Origin of the sequence: Acinetobacter sp. YH12129, assembly GCF_013418685.1 — a bacterium.
Lineage (GTDB): Bacteria > Pseudomonadota > Gammaproteobacteria > Pseudomonadales > Moraxellaceae > Acinetobacter > Acinetobacter amyesii.
On the sequence record NZ_VPBP01000004.1, the window covers coordinates 105800 to 123340 of the forward strand.

19 protein-coding genes are annotated in these 17541 nt (G+C 40.7%); 5 read left to right on the plus strand and 14 right to left on the minus strand.

Annotated elements, in window-relative coordinates; all coding sequences use genetic code 11:
* Positions 1-11: 11 nt before the first annotated feature.
* The 5 genes from FTU65_RS04020 to dapD form a co-directional block, all read right to left on the minus strand.
* Complete coding sequence (locus FTU65_RS04020) at positions 12-470, minus strand: peroxiredoxin (RefSeq protein ID WP_180003271.1); 459 nt, start codon at positions 468-470, stop codon at positions 12-14.
* Between the two features lie 134 nt (positions 471-604).
* Positions 605-1012, minus strand: coding sequence for a hypothetical protein (locus FTU65_RS04025; RefSeq protein WP_078192024.1), 408 nt, complete (start codon positions 1010-1012; stop codon positions 605-607).
* A 13-nt stretch (positions 1013-1025) separates the two neighbouring features.
* On the minus strand, positions 1026-1697 hold the full coding sequence (queC, locus tag FTU65_RS04030) for a 7-cyano-7-deazaguanine synthase QueC (protein ID WP_180009954.1): 672 nt from the start codon (positions 1695-1697) through the stop codon (positions 1026-1028).
* 29 nt (positions 1698-1726) lie between these two features.
* Positions 1727-2437, minus strand: a complete 711-nt coding sequence (queE, locus tag FTU65_RS04035; RefSeq protein ID WP_180009953.1) for a 7-carboxy-7-deazaguanine synthase QueE — start codon at positions 2435-2437, stop codon at positions 1727-1729.
* Positions 2438-2550: 113 nt separating this feature from the next.
* On the minus strand, positions 2551-3372 hold the full coding sequence (gene dapD, locus FTU65_RS04040; RefSeq protein WP_078190347.1) for a 2,3,4,5-tetrahydropyridine-2,6-dicarboxylate N-succinyltransferase: 822 nt from the start codon (positions 3370-3372) through the stop codon (positions 2551-2553).
* Positions 3373-3746: 374 nt separating this feature from the next.
* Between dapD and carO the strand changes: the two genes are divergently transcribed.
* A complete protein-coding gene (gene carO / locus FTU65_RS04045; RefSeq protein WP_180009952.1) occupies positions 3747-4457 on the plus strand; it encodes an ornithine uptake porin CarO in 711 nt (236 codons plus the stop codon).
* A gap of 58 nt (positions 4458-4515) precedes the next feature.
* On the opposite strand, the gene FTU65_RS04050 is transcribed toward carO, so the two are convergent.
* The 8 genes from FTU65_RS04050 to FTU65_RS04085 form a co-directional block, all read right to left on the minus strand.
* Complete coding sequence (locus FTU65_RS04050) at positions 4516-5730, minus strand: OmpP1/FadL family transporter (RefSeq protein WP_257222597.1); 1215 nt, start codon at positions 5728-5730, stop codon at positions 4516-4518.
* A gap of 153 nt (positions 5731-5883) precedes the next feature.
* The gene (locus tag FTU65_RS04055) at positions 5884-6807 is read right to left on the minus strand and encodes a CysB family HTH-type transcriptional regulator (protein WP_180009951.1); all 924 of its coding nucleotides are present in this window, start codon (positions 6805-6807) and stop codon (positions 5884-5886) included.
* 55 nt (positions 6808-6862) lie between these two features.
* A complete protein-coding gene (locus FTU65_RS04060) occupies positions 6863-7924 on the minus strand; it encodes a sulfate/molybdate ABC transporter ATP-binding protein (protein WP_111883965.1) in 1062 nt (353 codons plus the stop codon).
* 11 nt (positions 7925-7935) lie between these two features.
* On the minus strand, positions 7936-8823 hold the full coding sequence (cysW, locus tag FTU65_RS04065; RefSeq protein WP_078192018.1) for a sulfate ABC transporter permease subunit CysW: 888 nt from the start codon (positions 8821-8823) through the stop codon (positions 7936-7938).
* Positions 8820-9653 carry a sulfate ABC transporter permease subunit CysT gene (gene cysT / locus FTU65_RS04070; RefSeq protein WP_180003266.1) on the minus strand — a complete coding sequence of 278 codons (834 nt, stop codon included), beginning with the start codon at positions 9651-9653 and terminating at the stop codon, positions 8820-8822. The genes cysW and cysT overlap by 4 nt, the downstream gene beginning before the upstream one ends.
* A gap of 85 nt (positions 9654-9738) precedes the next feature.
* A complete protein-coding gene (locus FTU65_RS04075) occupies positions 9739-10344 on the minus strand; it encodes an alpha/beta hydrolase (protein ID WP_180003264.1) in 606 nt (201 codons plus the stop codon).
* A gap of 33 nt (positions 10345-10377) precedes the next feature.
* Entirely contained in the window at positions 10378-11391 is a 1014-nt protein-coding gene (locus FTU65_RS04080; RefSeq protein ID WP_078192016.1) for a sulfate ABC transporter substrate-binding protein, read from the minus strand.
* A 176-nt stretch (positions 11392-11567) separates the two neighbouring features.
* Positions 11568-12575, minus strand: a complete 1008-nt coding sequence (locus tag FTU65_RS04085; RefSeq protein ID WP_180054964.1) for a sulfate ABC transporter substrate-binding protein — start codon at positions 12573-12575, stop codon at positions 11568-11570.
* 161 nt (positions 12576-12736) lie between these two features.
* Here FTU65_RS04085 and pabC point away from each other — a divergent pair, with 161 nt between their 5' ends.
* The 4 genes from pabC (at position 12737) to FTU65_RS04105 (ending at position 15704) form a co-directional block, all read left to right on the plus strand.
* Positions 12737-13546, plus strand: coding sequence for an aminodeoxychorismate lyase (gene pabC, locus FTU65_RS04090; protein ID WP_180066383.1), 810 nt, complete (start codon positions 12737-12739; stop codon positions 13544-13546).
* 1 nt (position 13547) lies between these two features.
* On the plus strand, positions 13548-14600 hold the full coding sequence (gene mltG / locus FTU65_RS04095) for an endolytic transglycosylase MltG (protein WP_180066385.1): 1053 nt from the start codon (positions 13548-13550) through the stop codon (positions 14598-14600).
* A 9-nt stretch (positions 14601-14609) separates the two neighbouring features.
* On the plus strand, positions 14610-15215 hold the full coding sequence (gene tmk / locus FTU65_RS04100) for a dTMP kinase (RefSeq protein WP_180009947.1): 606 nt from the start codon (positions 14610-14612) through the stop codon (positions 15213-15215).
* A 69-nt stretch (positions 15216-15284) separates the two neighbouring features.
* Positions 15285-15704 carry a PaaI family thioesterase gene (locus FTU65_RS04105; RefSeq protein WP_180009946.1) on the plus strand — a complete coding sequence of 140 codons (420 nt, stop codon included), beginning with the start codon at positions 15285-15287 and terminating at the stop codon, positions 15702-15704.
* Positions 15705-15784: 80 nt separating this feature from the next.
* Here FTU65_RS04105 and nadB read toward each other — a convergent pair whose 3' ends face one another.
* Positions 15785-17431 carry an L-aspartate oxidase gene (nadB, locus tag FTU65_RS04110; RefSeq protein ID WP_180009945.1) on the minus strand — a complete coding sequence of 549 codons (1647 nt, stop codon included), beginning with the start codon at positions 17429-17431 and terminating at the stop codon, positions 15785-15787.
* Positions 17432-17541: the final 110 nt, after the last annotated feature.

A 17541-nucleotide genomic window follows, 5' to 3' on the forward strand; every position in this document is an offset into this window, starting at 1 on the left:
AATCATTACTTTTATGCTGCTTGTAATGCTTTTAAATCTTCTAAGACTTGTTCTGCATGGCCTGCGGCTTTGACTTTACGATATTCTTTTACCAGCTTGCCATGATGGAAAATAAAGGTTGAGCGTTCGATGCCCATAACCTTTTTGCCATACATATTTTTTTCTTTAATTACGTCAAAATGCTGACATAGCACTTCTTCTTTATCACTGATTAAATCAATGCTTAGATTTTGCTTTTCAGTGAAGTTTTGATGGGCTTTAACCGAGTCGCGAGAAATGCCGTAGATTGGTGTATTAAGCGCATCAAACTGATCTTTTAAGCATGAAAACCCAATGGCTTGCGTCGTACATCCTGGTGTTGAATCTTTAGGGTAGAAGTAGATGATCAGCCAGTCATTGTTTAGTTCTGCAAGGTTGACTTCACCTGAGGTGGTTGGGAAGGTTTGATTTGGTAAGCTAATTTCAGTCATGAAGATTTCCTTTTTCATGTCTTATCCCTAAATGGGCTTAAACAAAGTATGTGAAATATGACCATCATACAGAATTTACTTTGAACTTAAAGCAATAAAAAAGCCTGCATTTGCAGGCTTTTTTAAGACGAAAATTATTTTTTCGCTTGAGCAGATTTCATTGCTTCTTCAGTTAAATTTTTTAATTTACCTGTTAACTGAGGACCGAAACATGCTTGAAGGTCTTTATTTTGTTTTTGAACAAAAGCGAGTGTTGCAGGGCTTTTCTTCTGGTTGATTGTGCTTTGGATTTCCCATTTTTGAGCATTGGTTAAACGACCATCTGCTTCAACAGCACAAGTACAGTATTTGCTAACTTCAGCGGCAGTTAGTTTTTTACCTTTGCCAGTTTCTTCTTTACAAACATTAATTAACGAAGATTTTACGTTAGTGCTCTTATATGCTTGTTGAAGCTTGTCGTTGTCAGCGTGTGCAACTGAAGCAAACAATGCAGCTGCAGAGAAAGCAGCAGAAAGAATAATGTTTGATTTTAAATTTTTCATAAACCCTACCTTGTTATTTCGGTATGTAACGTGTCGGATCTTCAATACCTGCGTCAACGAAACCTTGTTTACGAAGACGGCAGCTATCGCATTTACCGCAAGCACGACCTTGGTCATCTGCTTGATAGCAAGACACCGTTTGACTGTAGTCTACGCCATGTTCTATACCTAAGCGAATGATATTTGCTTTGGATAAATGTAACAGAGGTGTTTCAAATTTAAGTGGTTTTCCTTCAACGCCAACTTTAGTTGCAAGGCGAGCCATGTTGGCAAAGGCTTCGATAAACTCTGGACGGCAGTCTGGATAGCCTGAGTAATCAACCGCATTAATACCAATGACAATTGCTTCTGCACCAAAAACTTCCGCCGCAGCTAAAGCATATGACAAGAAAATCGTGTTACGCGCTGGTACATAAGTTACAGGAATACCGGCTTGTTCATGATCAGGAACTTCAATGCTATGGTCCGTTAACGCAGAGCCACCTAAGTTACCTAAATCGATATTAATGACACGATGTTCTACACCAGCCTGCTTGGTTAACTCACGAGCAGCATCCAGTTCTGTCGTAGAACGTTGACCATACATAAAACTTAAGGCGATACATTCATAACGTGCTTGAGCCCAAGCTAAACAAGTGGTTGAGTCTAAGCCGCCAGACAATAAAACTATGGCACGAGGGCGCATATGCATTACTCCAAATAATTCTTTAAAACTTAACGACCAGTTTCATCGTTCCAAAGCAATTTATGTAATTGCAATTGGAAGCGAACAGGGAGATGGTCTTCTAAAATCCACTGTGCTAAATCACGTGCAAGCTGAGGTAAACGAACAGCGCCTTTTTCAACGGCAAAGGCCGGAGAGAACCAAATGGTGTTGACTTTTTCGTTTAGCTTATAGCGATCAACTTGCTGTTTTGACCATTCATAGTCTTCACGATTACAAATCACAAATTTGATTTGATCATGTGGCGTTAAATGGTCGAAGTTGCTAAGCAAGTTTCGTGCAACTTCACCCGATGTCGGGGTTTTTAAATCCATAACTTTTGAAACACGCGGGTCAACTTTAGACACATCTAAAGCACCACTGGTTTCTACAGATACTTCGCAGCCTAAATCGGCCAGACGAGTCATGAGGGGAAGGGCGTTCGGTTGAGCAAGCGGCTCACCACCCGTCACGCAAATATAAGGGGTTTTAAAATCTAAAGTGGTTTGAATAATTTCTTCTAATGATTGGCGTTCACCACCTTCAAACGAATAGGTTGTATCACAATAAGTGCAACGTAACGGACAGCCCGTTAAGCGGATAAAGACCGTAGGCAAACCTGCGGTATTGGCTTCACCTTGCAATGAATAAAAAATCTCCGTAATACGTAAACCCGCAGACGGATCAGAAACAGGAATAGCGGAAGATCGAAGGGTACTCATAACAAAATTAACCAGATATAAAAAAACAAAAAATCTCTACGATCATTGCTAACCGTAGAGACGAGGAGCGATAGAGGCTCCACGGAACACGAATGCTCCGCTGAAATAAAGACTTAGTCTTCGCGTAATAATTCGTTCAAGCTTGTTTTTGCACGAGTTTTCGCGTCAACTTTTTTCACGATTACTGCAGCGTATAGGCTGTATTTACCACATTTAGATGGAAGGCTACCAGAAACCACAACAGAACCCGCAGGAACACGGCCGTAGTGGATTTCGCCAGTTTCACGGTCATAAATCTTAGTCGATTGACCAATGAATACGCCCATTGAAATCACAGAACCTTCTTCTACGATCACACCTTCAACGATTTCAGAACGCGCGCCGATAAAGCAGTTGTCTTCAATGATTGTTGGGTTCGCTTGAAGTGGTTCAAGAACGCCACCAATACCAACGCCACCAGATAAGTGTACGTTTTTACCAATTTGAGCACATGAACCAACAGTTGCCCATGTATCAACCATCGTACCTTCGTCAACATATGCACCAATATTGACATATGAAGGCATCAATACAACATTTTTTGCTTGGAAAGAACCTTTACGTGCTACAGCAGGTGGTACTACACGTACACCAGCAGCTTTAAATTGTTCTTCAGTCCAGTCAGAGAACTTAGTATCTACTTTGTCATAGAAGCGTAAGTCACAAGCTTCCATTGGTTTGTTGTCGTTCAATTTGAATGAAAGCAAAACGGCTTTTTTCACCCATTGATGAACAATCCATTCACCATCAATTTTTTCAGCAACACGTAATGTACCGTTATCTAGGCCAGCGATTACTTCTTCTACTGCTGCGCGTACTTCAGCAGGACAGTCAGCTGCAGTGAAATTAGCACGGTCTTCAAACGCTTGTTCAATGATTGTTGAAAGCTGAGACATGTTCTTCCATCCAGAAAAAAATTTTCCAAGATTTTACACTAAATTGAGTTAAAAATAGATGGTAAATCGGCCTAGGATCGGAATTAATTATTAAGCAAGTACTAAAACCAAGAAATTAAGAGTGATGGATGTAGCACTTTCATAAGGTTTGTATAAAAAATACGCAAAATATACAGAATTGTTCTCAAGCATCATTATTATATTTAAAAAAGTGAAACAAAAACTCTTTATTAATCAATATTAAAATCTAAATGTATCAAAAGTTAACAAAAAATCAGTAAATTTGCATAAATGTTGAGCTTTGTTTCCTTTTAACATGTGCCATATAACAAGTCTGTAAAATCTGAATAACAGTTTATTTTGAGGAGAAACACATGAAATCATTACGTTTATTAACAGTAGCTGCTCTACTTACTGCTGCAGGTACTGCAATGGCAGATACCTCTGTAGTTCATGATGGCTATGCATTTGATCAAAACCAACTTATCCCAACTGGCGCTCGTCTAGAAGTGGGTACGACTGGTTATGGTGGTGCGTTACTTTGGACTGCGAACCCATACGTCGGCCTTGCTTTAGGTTATAACGGTGGTGATATTTCATGGTCAGATGACTTATCTGTAGATGGCGTAAAATACGACATGGATATGGATAACAAAGTAGCTTACTTAAATGCAGAAGTACGTCCTTGGGGTGCAAGTGCTAATCCATGGGCTCAAGGTCTTTATGTTGCTGCGGGTGTAGGTTATATCGACACTGAATATGGTTTGAAATCTACAGCGAAAAGCGGTGAAATCGAAATCGATGGTAAAGAAACTTCTTTCGATCGTCTAAACGGTAAAGTGTCTTACGATAACGATATCGCACCATACCTAGGTTTTGGTTTTGCACCAAAATTGAATAAAAACTGGGGCGTATTTGGTGAAGTAGGTGCTTATTACACTGGTAACCCAACTGCAAAATTAACGGCTGTTGGTGGTACTGCTGATGACCGCAAATTACTTGCTGATCATGAACGTAGCATCGAACAAGATGACAAATACGAATGGCTTCCAGTAGGTAAAGTAGGTGTGAGCTACCATTGGTAAGTTCTTACTGAAATAAAAAAACGAGCTTCGGCTCGTTTTTTTTGTTTTTAGAAAGCGTTTAAAATCTGTGACCAAATTTCAGACCATAGATCATGGCATCATTGTCTGAGACACTTGCAAGACCTGAAATATGAGATGTTTCAGTATTCGATGGTTTTGAGAGTTTCATATAATACAGGCCAGTCGCTAGAAAATTGTTCGGGTTAAATTTATGCATCATACCTAAACCTAAACCTCGATAGCCATCACTTGGGTTTAAGGTAGACGCCGCATTTCCTGTCCCGTTGTCCCAAATAAACTCTGCAGCAGCGAGCCAACTCGGATTCAATTGATGTGCAATCCCTAACTTTCCTGACCATTGATCTTTCTGATATTCCACCAATTGGATATCAGCTAAATCACGGTATTGTGGATCGAGTGCTGCGTATTGAAGCACGGCATTAAACTGCGGTGGCTGAATGTTGAAATGTTTCCAATTAATCCACCGAACTGTGCCATATACAACATTATGTGGGCTAATGGCTGTTTGAAATTCAAAATTGACGCTTTGTGGCGTTTGAATGGAGGTATGGGTGTCTGGTACTAATTGAAAAGGACCATTTGAATACAAAGTCGATTCAGAGGTCTTATTTTCATGTTTGATTTTTGAACGATAGGTTAGGCTAGTTTTAATAGCATATTCAGGGATTTGATAGCTTAAACCGAGCAGCCAACCAAGCGCTTCATCTTGTTTAAAATCGGCATGGTAGCCATTGAGAGCAGCATATTGTTGCCCAGAAATTTTTAAATCACCTTTAAATGTTTGTAGGCTTAAACCGCTATAAATATTCCAATTATTATTGGGTTGATAGCCTACCAGTCCAGTTAGGTTATGCGTTCTAAAGTTAATATCGGCGCTTTCAATATCGATATTTGAGCCATCTAGTAAGCGAGGACTATATTGATAACTGATATCGGTATGAAAGGGTTGTTCATAAATCACCCCCGCAGAAATATTTTTATGTGGTTGAATTTTGAGTGCCAATTTCCCAGAAAATTGTTGATGGGCGAGATTCCCTGTAGAAAAATCAGTGATGCCCAACTCACTGATTAAACCTTGGTTTTGAACTTTGCCGTCCACTTGAGCATCGACGTAAGCGAAACTGACTTCAGTATAATTTCCGGGTTCAAGAAAGGCCGAGATCGATTGATCTGAGTTTTCTATCCCTGCTGCATACATGATTTGTATGGGACAGACGATACCGACTGCCACTGCGACGAATTGATTTTTCATAAATATGGGTCGGAAGTAATAAGGTTTTAATTTTTATTGTGTTGGATGTATTTTAATCAAAATTAAAAATAAAGCCAAGAAAACTTAGATAAAATATGTGTTTACCAAAAAAAGAGGACAGTAGGTGTCCTCTTTAATTCGTCAATTGGCCTATCATTCTTCTGGGTAAGCGACTTTTTTCAACGCTTTGATGTCAGCATCTGGTGAACATAAAGAAATAAACTCATAGCCATAACCGCGTAGTAAATGTCCTTTGCGAACAGCAATCCAAGTGGTATTGACCCCAAAAATATCGGTTGGAATTTGTTTTAAACGGTAGTCACGTTCTGGGTCATATGCCACATCGTTGACAATACCAACCCCCATATTGAGTTCAACATAGGTTTTAATAACGTCTGCATCAAGTGCGGACATCACGATATCAACATCAAAGCCTGAATCTTCAAAGGCTTTATCAATTTTTGAACGACCCGTAAAACCACCGTGGTAAGTAATAATTGGATAGTTCGACAAATCTTCAATGGTGATATTTGATTTTTGGGTCAGTGGATGCTCTTGTGGTGTGATGATACTGTGTTGCCAGTTATAGTAAGGCACACTTGCAAGGTTATCTTCGGTGGTTAACGATTCGGTTGCGATCCCAATATCCGCTTCACCTTGAAGGAGCATTTCTGTAATTTCAACAGGGCTTGCTTGTTGCAAAATTAGATGAACTTTTGGAAATTCTTTTTTAAATTGGTTCACAATCGGCGGCAAGACATAACGCGCTTGCGTATGTGTAGTCGCAATCGTTAATGTCCCTTCATCCACTTTGTTAAAGTCATCTGCTAGACGTTTAATATTGTCTGCATCTACAAGCATGCGTTCAACGATACCCAATAATGACTGGCCTGGTTCGGTTAAACCGAGTAAACGTTTACCTTTACGGATGAACAGCTGTACACCAAGTTCATCTTCTAGATCTTTGATGTGTTTACTCACGCCAGACTGCGAAGTGTAAAGTGCAGCAGATGCTTCTGTTAAATTAAAATTCTGACGTACTGTTTCTCGAATAATTCTTAATTGTTGGAAATTCATAATTTTATTTTACCTTAAAAGCAAGTGGGGCTTGTGACGGCCCCAACTTTTTGTTTTATGCAACTTGGTTTTCAAATAAATGCAAGTTTGTTGCACTTAACCATACCGTTTGATTTGGGCGGAATTGATGCGCTTTCGCTTCATCAGCCGTTAATGAAATTTCGATCAGATTGCCTTGGCGGTCATGCAGTTCAGCAATGACTTTACCTGCAATCCAAAGCTCACGTACAAAAGTCGCTTGGATGGCATTTTCTTGCGGCTGTGCATGAATACGCAGTTCATCCGGACGAGCAAAGGCAATGACATTGCCTTGCGGTGCATTGGCATTTTGTGGCAACAAAATTCGGTCTTCACCAATTTGAATAAGGCCATTGCTATTTTGACCTTCAAAACGGTTGGCTTGACCTAAAAAGTCAAATACAAACGGTGTTGCAGGTTTTTCATAAACTTCACGTGGCGAGCCAATCTGTTCTACGTTGCCTTTATTCATCACAATGATTTGATCGGCCACTTCAAGCGCTTCTTCTTGGTCATGGGTCACGAAAATAGAGGTAATGTGGAGTTCGTCATGCAAGGTACGTAACCAGCGGCGTAATTCTTTACGAACTTTGGCATCCAATGCACCAAAAGGTTCATCCAGTAATAACACACGCGGCTCAACCGCTAAAGCACGTGCTAGTGCAATACGTTGACGTTGACCACCTGAAAGTTGAGCAGGGTAACGGTCAGCCAAGAAACCAAGCTGAACAAGATCAAGCAAACGAGTAACCCGCTTTTTGATCTCGGCTTCAGATGGGCGTGTTGCACGTGGGCGTACACGTAAACCAAAAGCAATGTTGTCAAATACGGTCATATGGCGGAACAGTGCATAATGTTGGAATACAAAACCAACTTCACGTTCACGGACATGAACTTTAGTGGCATCTTCACCTTCTAGAATGACTTGACCGCTATCGGCAGATTCAAGTCCTGCAATGATACGGAGCAGGGTGGTTTTGCCACAGCCTGATGGGCCAAGCAGCGCAACGAGCTGACCATCTGGGAAATCTAAAGAGATATTTTTAAGTGCATGGAATGCACCAAAGTGTTTTTCAATATTTTTTACTTGAATACTCATGAGGTCATTCCTTAAGAAACTTGTGAATCTTCTTTACGCTTGTCTTGTCGTTCCTGACGTAGTTCAACCCATGTTTTTAAAATCAGGGTCACAATCGCCAAGAGCGCTAATAGTGAAGACACAGCAAAAGCAGCACTAAAGGTATATTCGTTATAAAGGATTTCTACGTGTAGCGGTAAGGTGTTGGTTTCGCCACGAATGTGACCTGAAACTACAGAAACAGCACCAAACTCACCCATTGCACGTGCATTACATAGAATCACGCCGTAGATTAAGCCCCATTTGATATTTGGAAGTGTCACTTTCCAGAAAGTCTGCCAGCCTGAAGCACCCAATACGATAGCTGCTTCTTCTTCCTCAGTCCCTTGAGCTTCCATTAATGGAATCAACTCACGTGCCACAAAAGGAACGGTAATAAACACAGTAGCAAGGACAATGGCTGGAACGGCATATAAAATTTTGATGTCGTTATCCATCAGCCAGCCGCCTAACCAACCTTGAGTACCAAAAATCAATACCAACATTAAGCCAGCAATAACTGGAGAGACTGAAAATGGCATATCAATAATCGTGGTTAAAATAGATTTACCACGGAAATTAAACTTGGCAACAGACCATGCCGCAGCTACACCAAAGACGACGTTCAACGGTACGGCAATCACAGCTGTCAGTAACGTAAGTTTTACTGCTGATAATGTATCTGGATGTACCAGTGCTTGGAAGTAAACGCCAACACCTTGTTTAAAGGCTTCAACGAAAACCAAAACCAATGGCAGAATCAGGCAGCTTAAGAAGAAAATTAAAGCAATGATGATCAGGGTATAACGAACCCATGTTGGTTCACGCGTTGCATCACGCGACTGTAATTTTTCCGCAAGCGCATTACTATTCGTATTCATCGTGCAGTTCTCCCTGTACGGCGACTTGCCCATGCTTGAACCAAGTTAATTAAGAATAAAATAGCAAAAGAAATCACCAGCATCACAACTGCAATCGTGGTCGCACCTGCATAATCATATTCTTCAAGGCGAGAGATAATCATCAATGGGGCAATTTCAGTCTTGAAGGGTTGGTTACCTGCGATAAAAATCACCGATCCATATTCACCCACACCACGAGCAAATGCCAAAGCAAAACCTGTTAACAGCGCAGGAAATAGAATAGGTAAGATCACTTTGGTCACGATCTGAAAGCGATTTGCACCCAGTGCAGAAGCTGCTTCTTCAAGTTCAGTTTCTAGGTCGCTCAGTACAGGCTGTACAGTGCGAACCACAAAAGGAATACCAATAAAGATGAGGGCCAAGGTAATACCGATCGGGGTATATGCGACTTTAATGCCAATGGGTTCAAGGTACTGACCGATCCAACCAGTCGGTGCATATAACGAAGTCAGTGCAATACCAGCAACGGCAGTTGGCAATGCAAAAGGTAAATCAACCAATGCATCGATAATACGTTTACCCGGGAAGGTATAGCGAACCAAACACCATGCTAAGAGCAAACCAAAAACCACATTGACTAACGCAGCAATAATGGCGGCACTAAAACTCAGTTGTAACGATTTTAAAATACGTTCTGAGCTTAAAATCTCCCATAGTCCTTCCCAACCGATACCTAACGATTTAATAAATACGGCCGAAAGGGGAATGAGCACAATTAAGGATAAATACGCTAGGGTAAAGCCTAGAGAAAGACCAAATCCTGGCAGCACTCGGGATCGCTGCGACATGATGACTCCTCAAAATGAGAAAAGCTGACTTAAAAGGTCAGCAAAATTGAATAAATGATTTTGCGACAAGCTTAATGCTCAGTACTTAAAAAGCAAATTGAAATAAATACTTGTTTTCATCAGTAAAGCTGATATGTTTCATGTGGTTTTCTGAAATTAAGTAATTGAAAATTTCAGGAAACGGCCCAAAACCTGATGCAACATTAATGTGACCCACAGCGCCCATATTCACAGGGTAAAGCTTCCAAGCACCTGCAAGTTGTTTTGCATCTTCAAAGCCAAGCCAAGGATCATTTTCACTAATCAACATCGTTGTCGGCACACGAATAGTTAGCTGATGAAAAAATGCTTTGTAATCCGTTGTACTGTCGCGTGCAAAGCCGTTTTCTCCAAAGCGTGCTGGATTGGCGGGTGCGACCAAAACTAAATTTTTGATTTTTTTATTGAGTTCTGGATGCAAGGCCAATGCTGCCACCGTGGTTAAACAACCAAAGCTATGCGCCACAATTTGAATTTCACCCTGTAACGGTCGTACGGTTTGAACGAATTGTTTAATCCATTCTTTTAGTACAGGGTGATTCCAATCCTTTTGCTGAACACGAGAGCTAGACATGAGCTGACGTTGTAACCAAGATTGCCAATGCGCGTGTTCACTACCGCCTACACCCGGGACAATTACTGTATGTGTCATGTCAAGTTCTCCTGATTCAGCCAATGACTGGTCTTATTTTCCATTGTTGGCTTTGACGATTTGGTCAAACACGCCGCCATTTTCAAAGTGTGCTTTTTGGACTTTATCCCAACCACCAAATTCTTTATCAATGGTTACGAGTTTAAGTGGCTTAAAGACTGATGCGTATTGTGCAAGTGTTGTGGCGTTACGTGGACGGTAAAAATTCTGAGCTGCGATTTGCTGACCACGTGGTGAATAAAGGAAGTTTAAATAGCCTTTGGCTAAATAAAGATTGCCTTTTTTCTCCGCATTCTTTTCTAGAACAGCAACAGGTGGCTCAGCTAAAATTGAAAGTGAAGGGGTCACAATTTCAAACTTACCCGGTTGTTCACGAATCGCTAAATGTGCTTCATTTTCCCAAGCCAGCAATACATCACCAATACCACGTTCAGCAAAGGTCGTAGTCGAACCACGTGCGCCTGAATCGAGTACTTTGGTGTTTTTATAAATCTTACGGACGAATTCTTGAGCCGTTGTATCATTACCACCCGCTTGATGTTTTGCCCAAGCCCACGCAGCTAAATAGTTCCAACGTGCACCGCCTGAGGTTTTCGGGTTTGGGGTGATAATACCCACGCCTGGTTTAACCAGATCGCCCCAATCTTTAACTGCTTTTGGGTTGCCTTTACGGACTAAGAACACAATGGTTGAAGTATATGGTGTTGAGTTTTGTGGAAGTTTCTTTTGCCAATCTGCAGGTAAAAGTTTGGCTTTTTCTGCAATCACATCAATATCCGCTGCAAGTGCTAAAGTCACTACATCGGCATCTAAGCCATCAATGACTGCACGCGCTTGTTTGCCTGAACCACCATGAGATTGTTTAAAATTAATTTTTTGACCTGTACGGCTTTCCCAATATTTGCTGAAGTCTTTATTCACACTTTCATAGAGTTCACGCGTTGGGTCGTAAGATACGTTTAAAAAATCTTTTGCAGCTGCGCCAAAAGAAACCGTCGAAATGACTGCAGCAAGAACACCCAATTTTAACTTTGCGGAAATACTCATGTGAACCTCAATAATTTTTACTTTATCTGTAACATGGGTGAAGAATAGCGCCAATCTTTATGCATAAAAAATAATTAAAAACGAATTTTATATGAATAAAAAAGATAAAAGGCATGTCTATGAAAAAAAAGCATCGACCTTATTCGAAAGGAAGATGCTTTTCAGTATTTAAAGCATTATTTTGAATTATTGATCTTCACGATTTGATCAAAGACACCACCATTTTCAAAATGTTTTTTCTGCACTTTGCTCCAACCACCAAACTCTTTATCAATAGTCACTAATTTTAAAGGTTTAAAAACATTTTTATATTTTGCCAGTACCGCAGCATTACGTGGACGATAATAGTTCTGTGCTGCAATGGTTTGACCTGCAGGTGAGTACAGATAATTTAAATATGCTTTGGCTAAATTTTCATTGCCATCCTTCTTGGCATTTTTTTCTACAATCGCAACAGGTGGCTCGGCCAAGATAGAAAGTGAAGGGGTCACAATCTCAAACTTACCCGGCTGTTCACGAACTGCCAGATGTGCTTCATTTTCCCAAGCCAATAACACGTCACCAATACCACGTTCAGCGAATGTAGTTGTTGCACCACGAGCACCTGAGTCGAGGACTTTGGTTTGCTTATAGATTTGGCGGACAAATTCTTGGGCTTTTGTATCATTACCACCTGCTTGGTGTTTGGCCCAAGCCCACGCAGCTAAATAGTTCCAACGCGCACCACCGGATGTTTTTGGGTTCGGGGTAATAATGTCGACACCCGGTTTAATTAAATCGCCCCAGTCCTTAATGCCTTTCGGGTTACCTTTATGCACTAGGAACACAATGGTCGATGTATACGGCGTTGAGTTTTGCGGAAATTTCTTTTGCCAGTCTTTTGCAACTAAACCACGTGCAGCAATTTCATCAATATCTGCAGCCAAGGCCAAAGTGACGACATCGGCATCTAGACCATCAATAACAGCACGAGCCTGTTTGCCTGAGCCACCATGAGATTGTTTAAAGTTAATGTCTTGGCCTGTGGTTTTTTTCCAGTAAACGCTAAAGTCTTTATTGAAGTTGTCATACAATTCACGGGTTGGATCATATGACACATTTAAGAAATCTTTGGCAGATGCACTGAATGCTGTGGCAGAAATGAATGCAGCCAAAACCCCAAGTTTTAATTTCGATAGATTCATGTTGTCCTCAATTTTTATACATGTTTTGTTGGATGAGGCAAGAATATCTGTAGTTTTTATGCAGAAAAAATAATTAAAAAAGAATTTAATATGAACAAAAAAGAAATATATGCTGAACGATTATTTTTTAAAATAAAGTGATGTAATTGGGATGACGATGTATGCAGTGTTTTAAAAATGCGCAGCAAATAGAACAAGTTGATTTACTTGATCGAGCCTTTCACTATGGCGATGGCTGTTTTAGCACGGCACGTATTCGCCAAGGACAAATAGAACTTTTAGCTTTGCATATTGCACGATTAAAACTGAGTAATGAGCGATTAAAGCTAAATGCAGATTTAAGCCTCATTGAAGACACTCTAAAATTGTTACGTAAACAAGATGTCGTCAATGGCACTTTGAAAATCGTGTTGAGTCGTGGTATCGGTCAGCGTGGCTATAGTTTACCTGAGCATCCAGCAGATGTTTGGGTGTTTTATTACCCCAAAACCGTTGCAGATTTTGAGTACGAAAATGTCGAAAGTGGTGTATTACATCAAGCCATTGGGTTAACCATGCCAAGTTTGGTGGGCTTGAAGTCCTTAAATCGATTAGAACAAGTCATGCTCAAAGCAGAGTTGGATCAAACCCCATGGGGGGAAGCTTTGGTGACGGATGTGCAAGGTACAGTTGTCGAAGGTGTGAGCAGTAATTGTTTTATTCGTACAAATGAAGGATGGATTACGCCCGAACTTCGTTATAATGGCGTGCATGGTGTCATGCGTGCAGAAATTTTAAAACGGATGCAGCAGCATCAGATTGCATGTACTCAACGTCACGTCAATATGGATGAAATTACGCATTTTCAGAGTGTTTTTTTCTGCAATGCTTTAAGTCCCATGAAAATTGCATCAACTCTGAATGGAGTTGAGTTAGATGTTCAAGCTTGTATTGAACTTTTCCGAACACTTCAATTAAGTCAGATTCGTTAATATGTCCACCGCGTCTAAAAAAACAAATAAGAAAAAATCTGCCAAAGCAGGTTTTCCATTTAAAGCATGTTTGGTTGTGCTACTTGGTATCGTTGTACTTGTGGCGATTTTACTGTGGTCGAGTTTATTTAAAGCCTATCCTGTGGAAGGCAAAAAGCAAATGTTGGCGATTGGTGCAGGGGATACCTATTCAGGTTTTATTGACCGACTTTCCAAAGAGAAACAAGTTCATTTTCCTATTATTTTAAAGTTGTACCAAAAGTTCATGATCAATGACACCCTGAAAGCTGGTGTGTATGAAATCCATGAAGGCATGAGCGTACGTGAAGTCATGAAACTGATTTCTAACTCTGAAAATGCGCAAATGAATCGAATTTTAGTGATCGAAGGGACGACATTTAAGCAACTGATAGACGCGTTAAAAAATGACCCTTTGGTGACACATGACATTAGCAATCTGCCTTATTCAAAGATTTTGCAGGAACTGGGTATTCCTTATTCACACCCAGAAGGTTTATTTGCTCCGAATACTTATTTCTTTGCAAAAGGCGAGTCTGATCGCAAAATTTTGAAGGATTTGTATAACAGACAAATCAAAGCCTTAGATCAGGCTTGGAACAATCGAGCTCAAAATTTACCTTATAAAGATAAATATGAAGCCTTGATCATGGCATCGATTATTGAAAAAGAAACCAGTATTGATAGTGAGCTTGAGCAAGTGTCTGGTGTATTTGTGCGTCGTCTCAAACAAGGGATGCGTTTGCAAACAGATCCAACTGTGATCTACGGTATGGGCGATAAATACCAAGGCAATATCACTCGCCAAGATTTACGTACACCTACTGCATATAATACGTATACGATCAACGGCTTACCACCTACACCGATTGCTTTGCCGAGTCAAAAAGCTATTGAAGCCGCGATGCATCCAGATGCGTCAAATAACATCTATTTCGTGGCTACAGGTAACGGTGGTCATAAATTTAGCAGTAATTTGTCAGACCATAACCGAGCGGTACAAGAGTATTTATCGGTAATTCGTGCGAAAAATTGAGGAGTGAGCATGTTTATTAGTTTTGAAGGCACGGAAGGTGTGGGTAAAACCACGTTGATTCGTAAACTACATGAGCATTTCCAACACTTAGCAAAAGATGTGGTATTAACCCGTGAGCCGGGTGGTACACCTATGGCAGAGCAAATTCGCTCATTGTTGCTTTCGGTGAACCACGAAGAAACCATGAGTAATGATACTGAATTATTACTCATGTATGCGGCACGTGCGCAGCACTTAGAAGCCGTGATTCTGCCAGCGTTGGCTGCAGATAAAATCGTTTTATGTGACCGTTTTACAGATTCGAGTTTTGCATATCAGTGTGCAGGTCGTGGTTTGGACCGAGAAAAACTGAAAGTTTTAAATGACGGTTTTGTGGCGCGTATGCCTGATATTACCTTTTGGCTGGATGCTCCAATTGAAACGGGCATGTTACGTGCGCGTGAACGAGGCGCTTTGGATCGATTTGAGCAAGAGAAAGCAACGTTCTTTGAGAAAGTGCGTTCAGGTTTTGCTGAAATCCATGAAAAAGAGCCTGCACGCATGAAGCGCCTCGATGCGACGCAAACACCTGAACAGGTTTTTCAACAGGCATTATTGCATTTGCAACAGATCTAAAATGCCATAGTAATCTTTAGGTATTTGATTTAAAAATCATTCATAGCATAAGTTATGGATGATTTTTTTATGCCGCATCGAAAGCAGGCGATTATTGATTTTTTACAACGTGAATTTGCCCCAAGTTTAAAAAACTGCACGATTAAAGAAGTTGGACAGCAAACCGCGACCTTAATTTGGCATGTTACAGAACAAGATCTAAGACCGGGCAATACGATATCTGGCCCAACCATGATGACTTTGGCTGATTTTGCGCTATATGTGGCTATATTGGGGGAGATCGGGATTGTAGGGCTTGCGGTCACGACCAATATGAATATTAATTTTTTAAGAAAACCAGAAGCCAATAAAGACTTAATAGGCGAGTGTCGATTGTTAAAAGTGGGCAAAAGTATAATTTATGGTGAGGTGTTGGTGTATTCAGAAGGTGTGGATGAGCCTGTTGCACATATAACAGGGAGCTATTCTATTCCACCGAAGCGATTATAAAGGCTCAATTGCATTTGCTGATTCAAATAAAAAGCCGAATTTACATTCGGCTTTTTATGGTTTTTAGACATTTTAGATGTTTAAGAAACCAGTTCTGTATTCACCAATGGACATTCCACTTGGAAATTGGGTGGAGTTAGGACTGTTTTTCGTAATTCTGCTGCTTGTTCAGGATAGTCCAAAGTGAAATGCAGTCCACGTGATTCTTTACGTTCCATTGCACAGCGTACAATCATTTCTGAAACCAACACTAAGTTACGTAATTCAATCAGATTTTTACTGACTTGGTAGTCTTGGTAATACTCGGTAATTTCACGATTGAGCATTTCAATACGATGGAGCGCACGTTGAAGCCGTTTGGTTGTTCTGACAATACCCACGTAGTTCCACATGGTTTGGCGAAGTTCATCCCAATTCTGCAAAATCACCACGTCTTCATCAGGGTTGGTCACTTGCGAGTCATCCCATTCTGGGACATGAGGCGCCTGATAAGTTCCTTGATGCTGTGCTGTGATATGTGTTGAAGCACTCATACCATAGACGAAACATTCAAGTAAGGAGTTACTTGCCATACGGTTTGCACCATGTAGGCCGGTATAAGAGGTTTCTCCAATGGCATATAGGCCTGGAATATCGGTCTGACTGTTTTCATCAACCACAACGCCACCACAGGTGTAGTGTGCTGCCGGAACCACCGGAATCATTTCTTTGGTAATATCAATACCGAGTTCCATTAAGCGTGCATACAATGTTGGGAAATGTTCTTTGACAAATTCTGCAGGTTTATGGGTGATATCAAGCCAAACATGACGGATTCCTAGACGTTTGATTTCATAATCGATAGCGCGCGCTACGATATCGCGTGGTGCTAATTCTGCACGCTCATCAAAGCGCAGCATAAAGCGTTCACCGTCAGGGAGACGTAAATAGGCACCTTCGCCACGCATCGCTTCGGTAATTAAGAAAGAGCGAGCTTGAGGATGATATAAACAGGTTGGATGGAATTGGTTAAACTCCATATTGGCAACACGGCAGCCTGCACGATACGCCATGGCAATACCATCACCCGTCGCAATGTCGGGATTTGATGTATATAAATATGCCTTCATGGCACCACCACAGGCAAGGGCAGTGAACGGTGCTAAAAAGGTATGTACTTTTTCGGTTTTTTCATCTAAAGCATATAGACCGAGAGCACGGTTTTCAGCTTCAGGATTTAATTTTTGTGCGGTGATTAAATCGATTGCAATAAAATTTTCAAAAATATGAATATTGGCTTTTTCTTGCGCACGTTCAACCAATGTTGTGGAAATAGCACGACCTGTGGCATCTGCTGCATGGATAATCCGCCGGTGAGAGTGACCACCTTCACGTGTCAGATGTAACTGTTCTTGGTCGTCTAAAGTAAATTGCACACCCTGATTCAGTAGAAAATCGACAGAAGATTTACCACCTTCAACGGTTTGTTTTACCGCTGCCATTTCACATAAATGCGCACCGGCAATCATGGTGTCATTGATATGTTGTTCAATAGAATCTGTTTTATCGAGGACGGCAGCAACACCACCTTGGGCATAATATGTACTGGCATCCGTCAGCGTCGATTTAGCTAAAACAGCAATATTAAAATGATCTGGTAACGATAGGGCTAAACTTAGGCCTGCACCGCCACTTCCCACAATAATCACATCAAATTGATGTGTCGTGTTTAAATTAGACATGTCCATCAGCTAATTTTAAAAATGTCCGATCATCACAACTGTTTTTGCCTAAAAACGCAATGACTATAAATTAACTAAATAATGAAAAATATTCATAGATCTGTAATATTTAAGGA

Coding starts and splice junctions, on each gene's coding strand:
- FTU65_RS04020 (WP_180003271.1), bottom strand. CDS start 470: ATGACTGAAATTAGCTTACCAAATCAAACCTTCCCAACCACCTCAGGT.
- FTU65_RS04025 (WP_078192024.1), bottom strand. CDS start 1,012: ATGAAAAATTTAAAATCAAACATTATTCTTTCTGCTGCTTTCTCTGCA.
- queC (WP_180009954.1), bottom strand. CDS start 1,697: ATGCGCCCTCGTGCCATAGTTTTATTGTCTGGCGGCTTAGACTCAACC.
- queE (WP_180009953.1), bottom strand. CDS start 2,437: ATGAGTACCCTTCGATCTTCCGCTATTCCTGTTTCTGATCCGTCTGCG.
- dapD (WP_078190347.1), bottom strand. CDS start 3,372: ATGTCTCAGCTTTCAACAATCATTGAACAAGCGTTTGAAGACCGTGCT.
- carO (WP_180009952.1), top strand. CDS start 3,747: ATGAAATCATTACGTTTATTAACAGTAGCTGCTCTACTTACTGCTGCA.
- FTU65_RS04050 (WP_257222597.1), bottom strand. CDS start 5,730: ATGAAAAATCAATTCGTCGCAGTGGCAGTCGGTATCGTCTGTCCCATA.
- FTU65_RS04055 (WP_180009951.1), bottom strand. CDS start 6,807: ATGAATTTCCAACAATTAAGAATTATTCGAGAAACAGTACGTCAGAAT.
- FTU65_RS04060 (WP_111883965.1), bottom strand. CDS start 7,924: ATGAGTATTCAAGTAAAAAATATTGAAAAACACTTTGGTGCATTCCAT.
- cysW (WP_078192018.1), bottom strand. CDS start 8,823: ATGAATACGAATAGTAATGCGCTTGCGGAAAAATTACAGTCGCGTGAT.
- cysT (WP_180003266.1), bottom strand. CDS start 9,653: ATGTCGCAGCGATCCCGAGTGCTGCCAGGATTTGGTCTTTCTCTAGGC.
- FTU65_RS04075 (WP_180003264.1), bottom strand. CDS start 10,344: ATGACACATACAGTAATTGTCCCGGGTGTAGGCGGTAGTGAACACGCG.
- FTU65_RS04080 (WP_078192016.1), bottom strand. CDS start 11,391: ATGAGTATTTCCGCAAAGTTAAAATTGGGTGTTCTTGCTGCAGTCATT.
- FTU65_RS04085 (WP_180054964.1), bottom strand. CDS start 12,575: ATGAATCTATCGAAATTAAAACTTGGGGTTTTGGCTGCATTCATTTCT.
- pabC (WP_180066383.1), top strand. CDS start 12,737: ATGCAGTGTTTTAAAAATGCGCAGCAAATAGAACAAGTTGATTTACTT.
- mltG (WP_180066385.1), top strand. CDS start 13,548: ATGTCCACCGCGTCTAAAAAAACAAATAAGAAAAAATCTGCCAAAGCA.
- tmk (WP_180009947.1), top strand. CDS start 14,610: ATGTTTATTAGTTTTGAAGGCACGGAAGGTGTGGGTAAAACCACGTTG.
- FTU65_RS04105 (WP_180009946.1), top strand. CDS start 15,285: ATGCCGCATCGAAAGCAGGCGATTATTGATTTTTTACAACGTGAATTT.
- nadB (WP_180009945.1), bottom strand. CDS start 17,431: ATGGACATGTCTAATTTAAACACGACACATCAATTTGATGTGATTATT.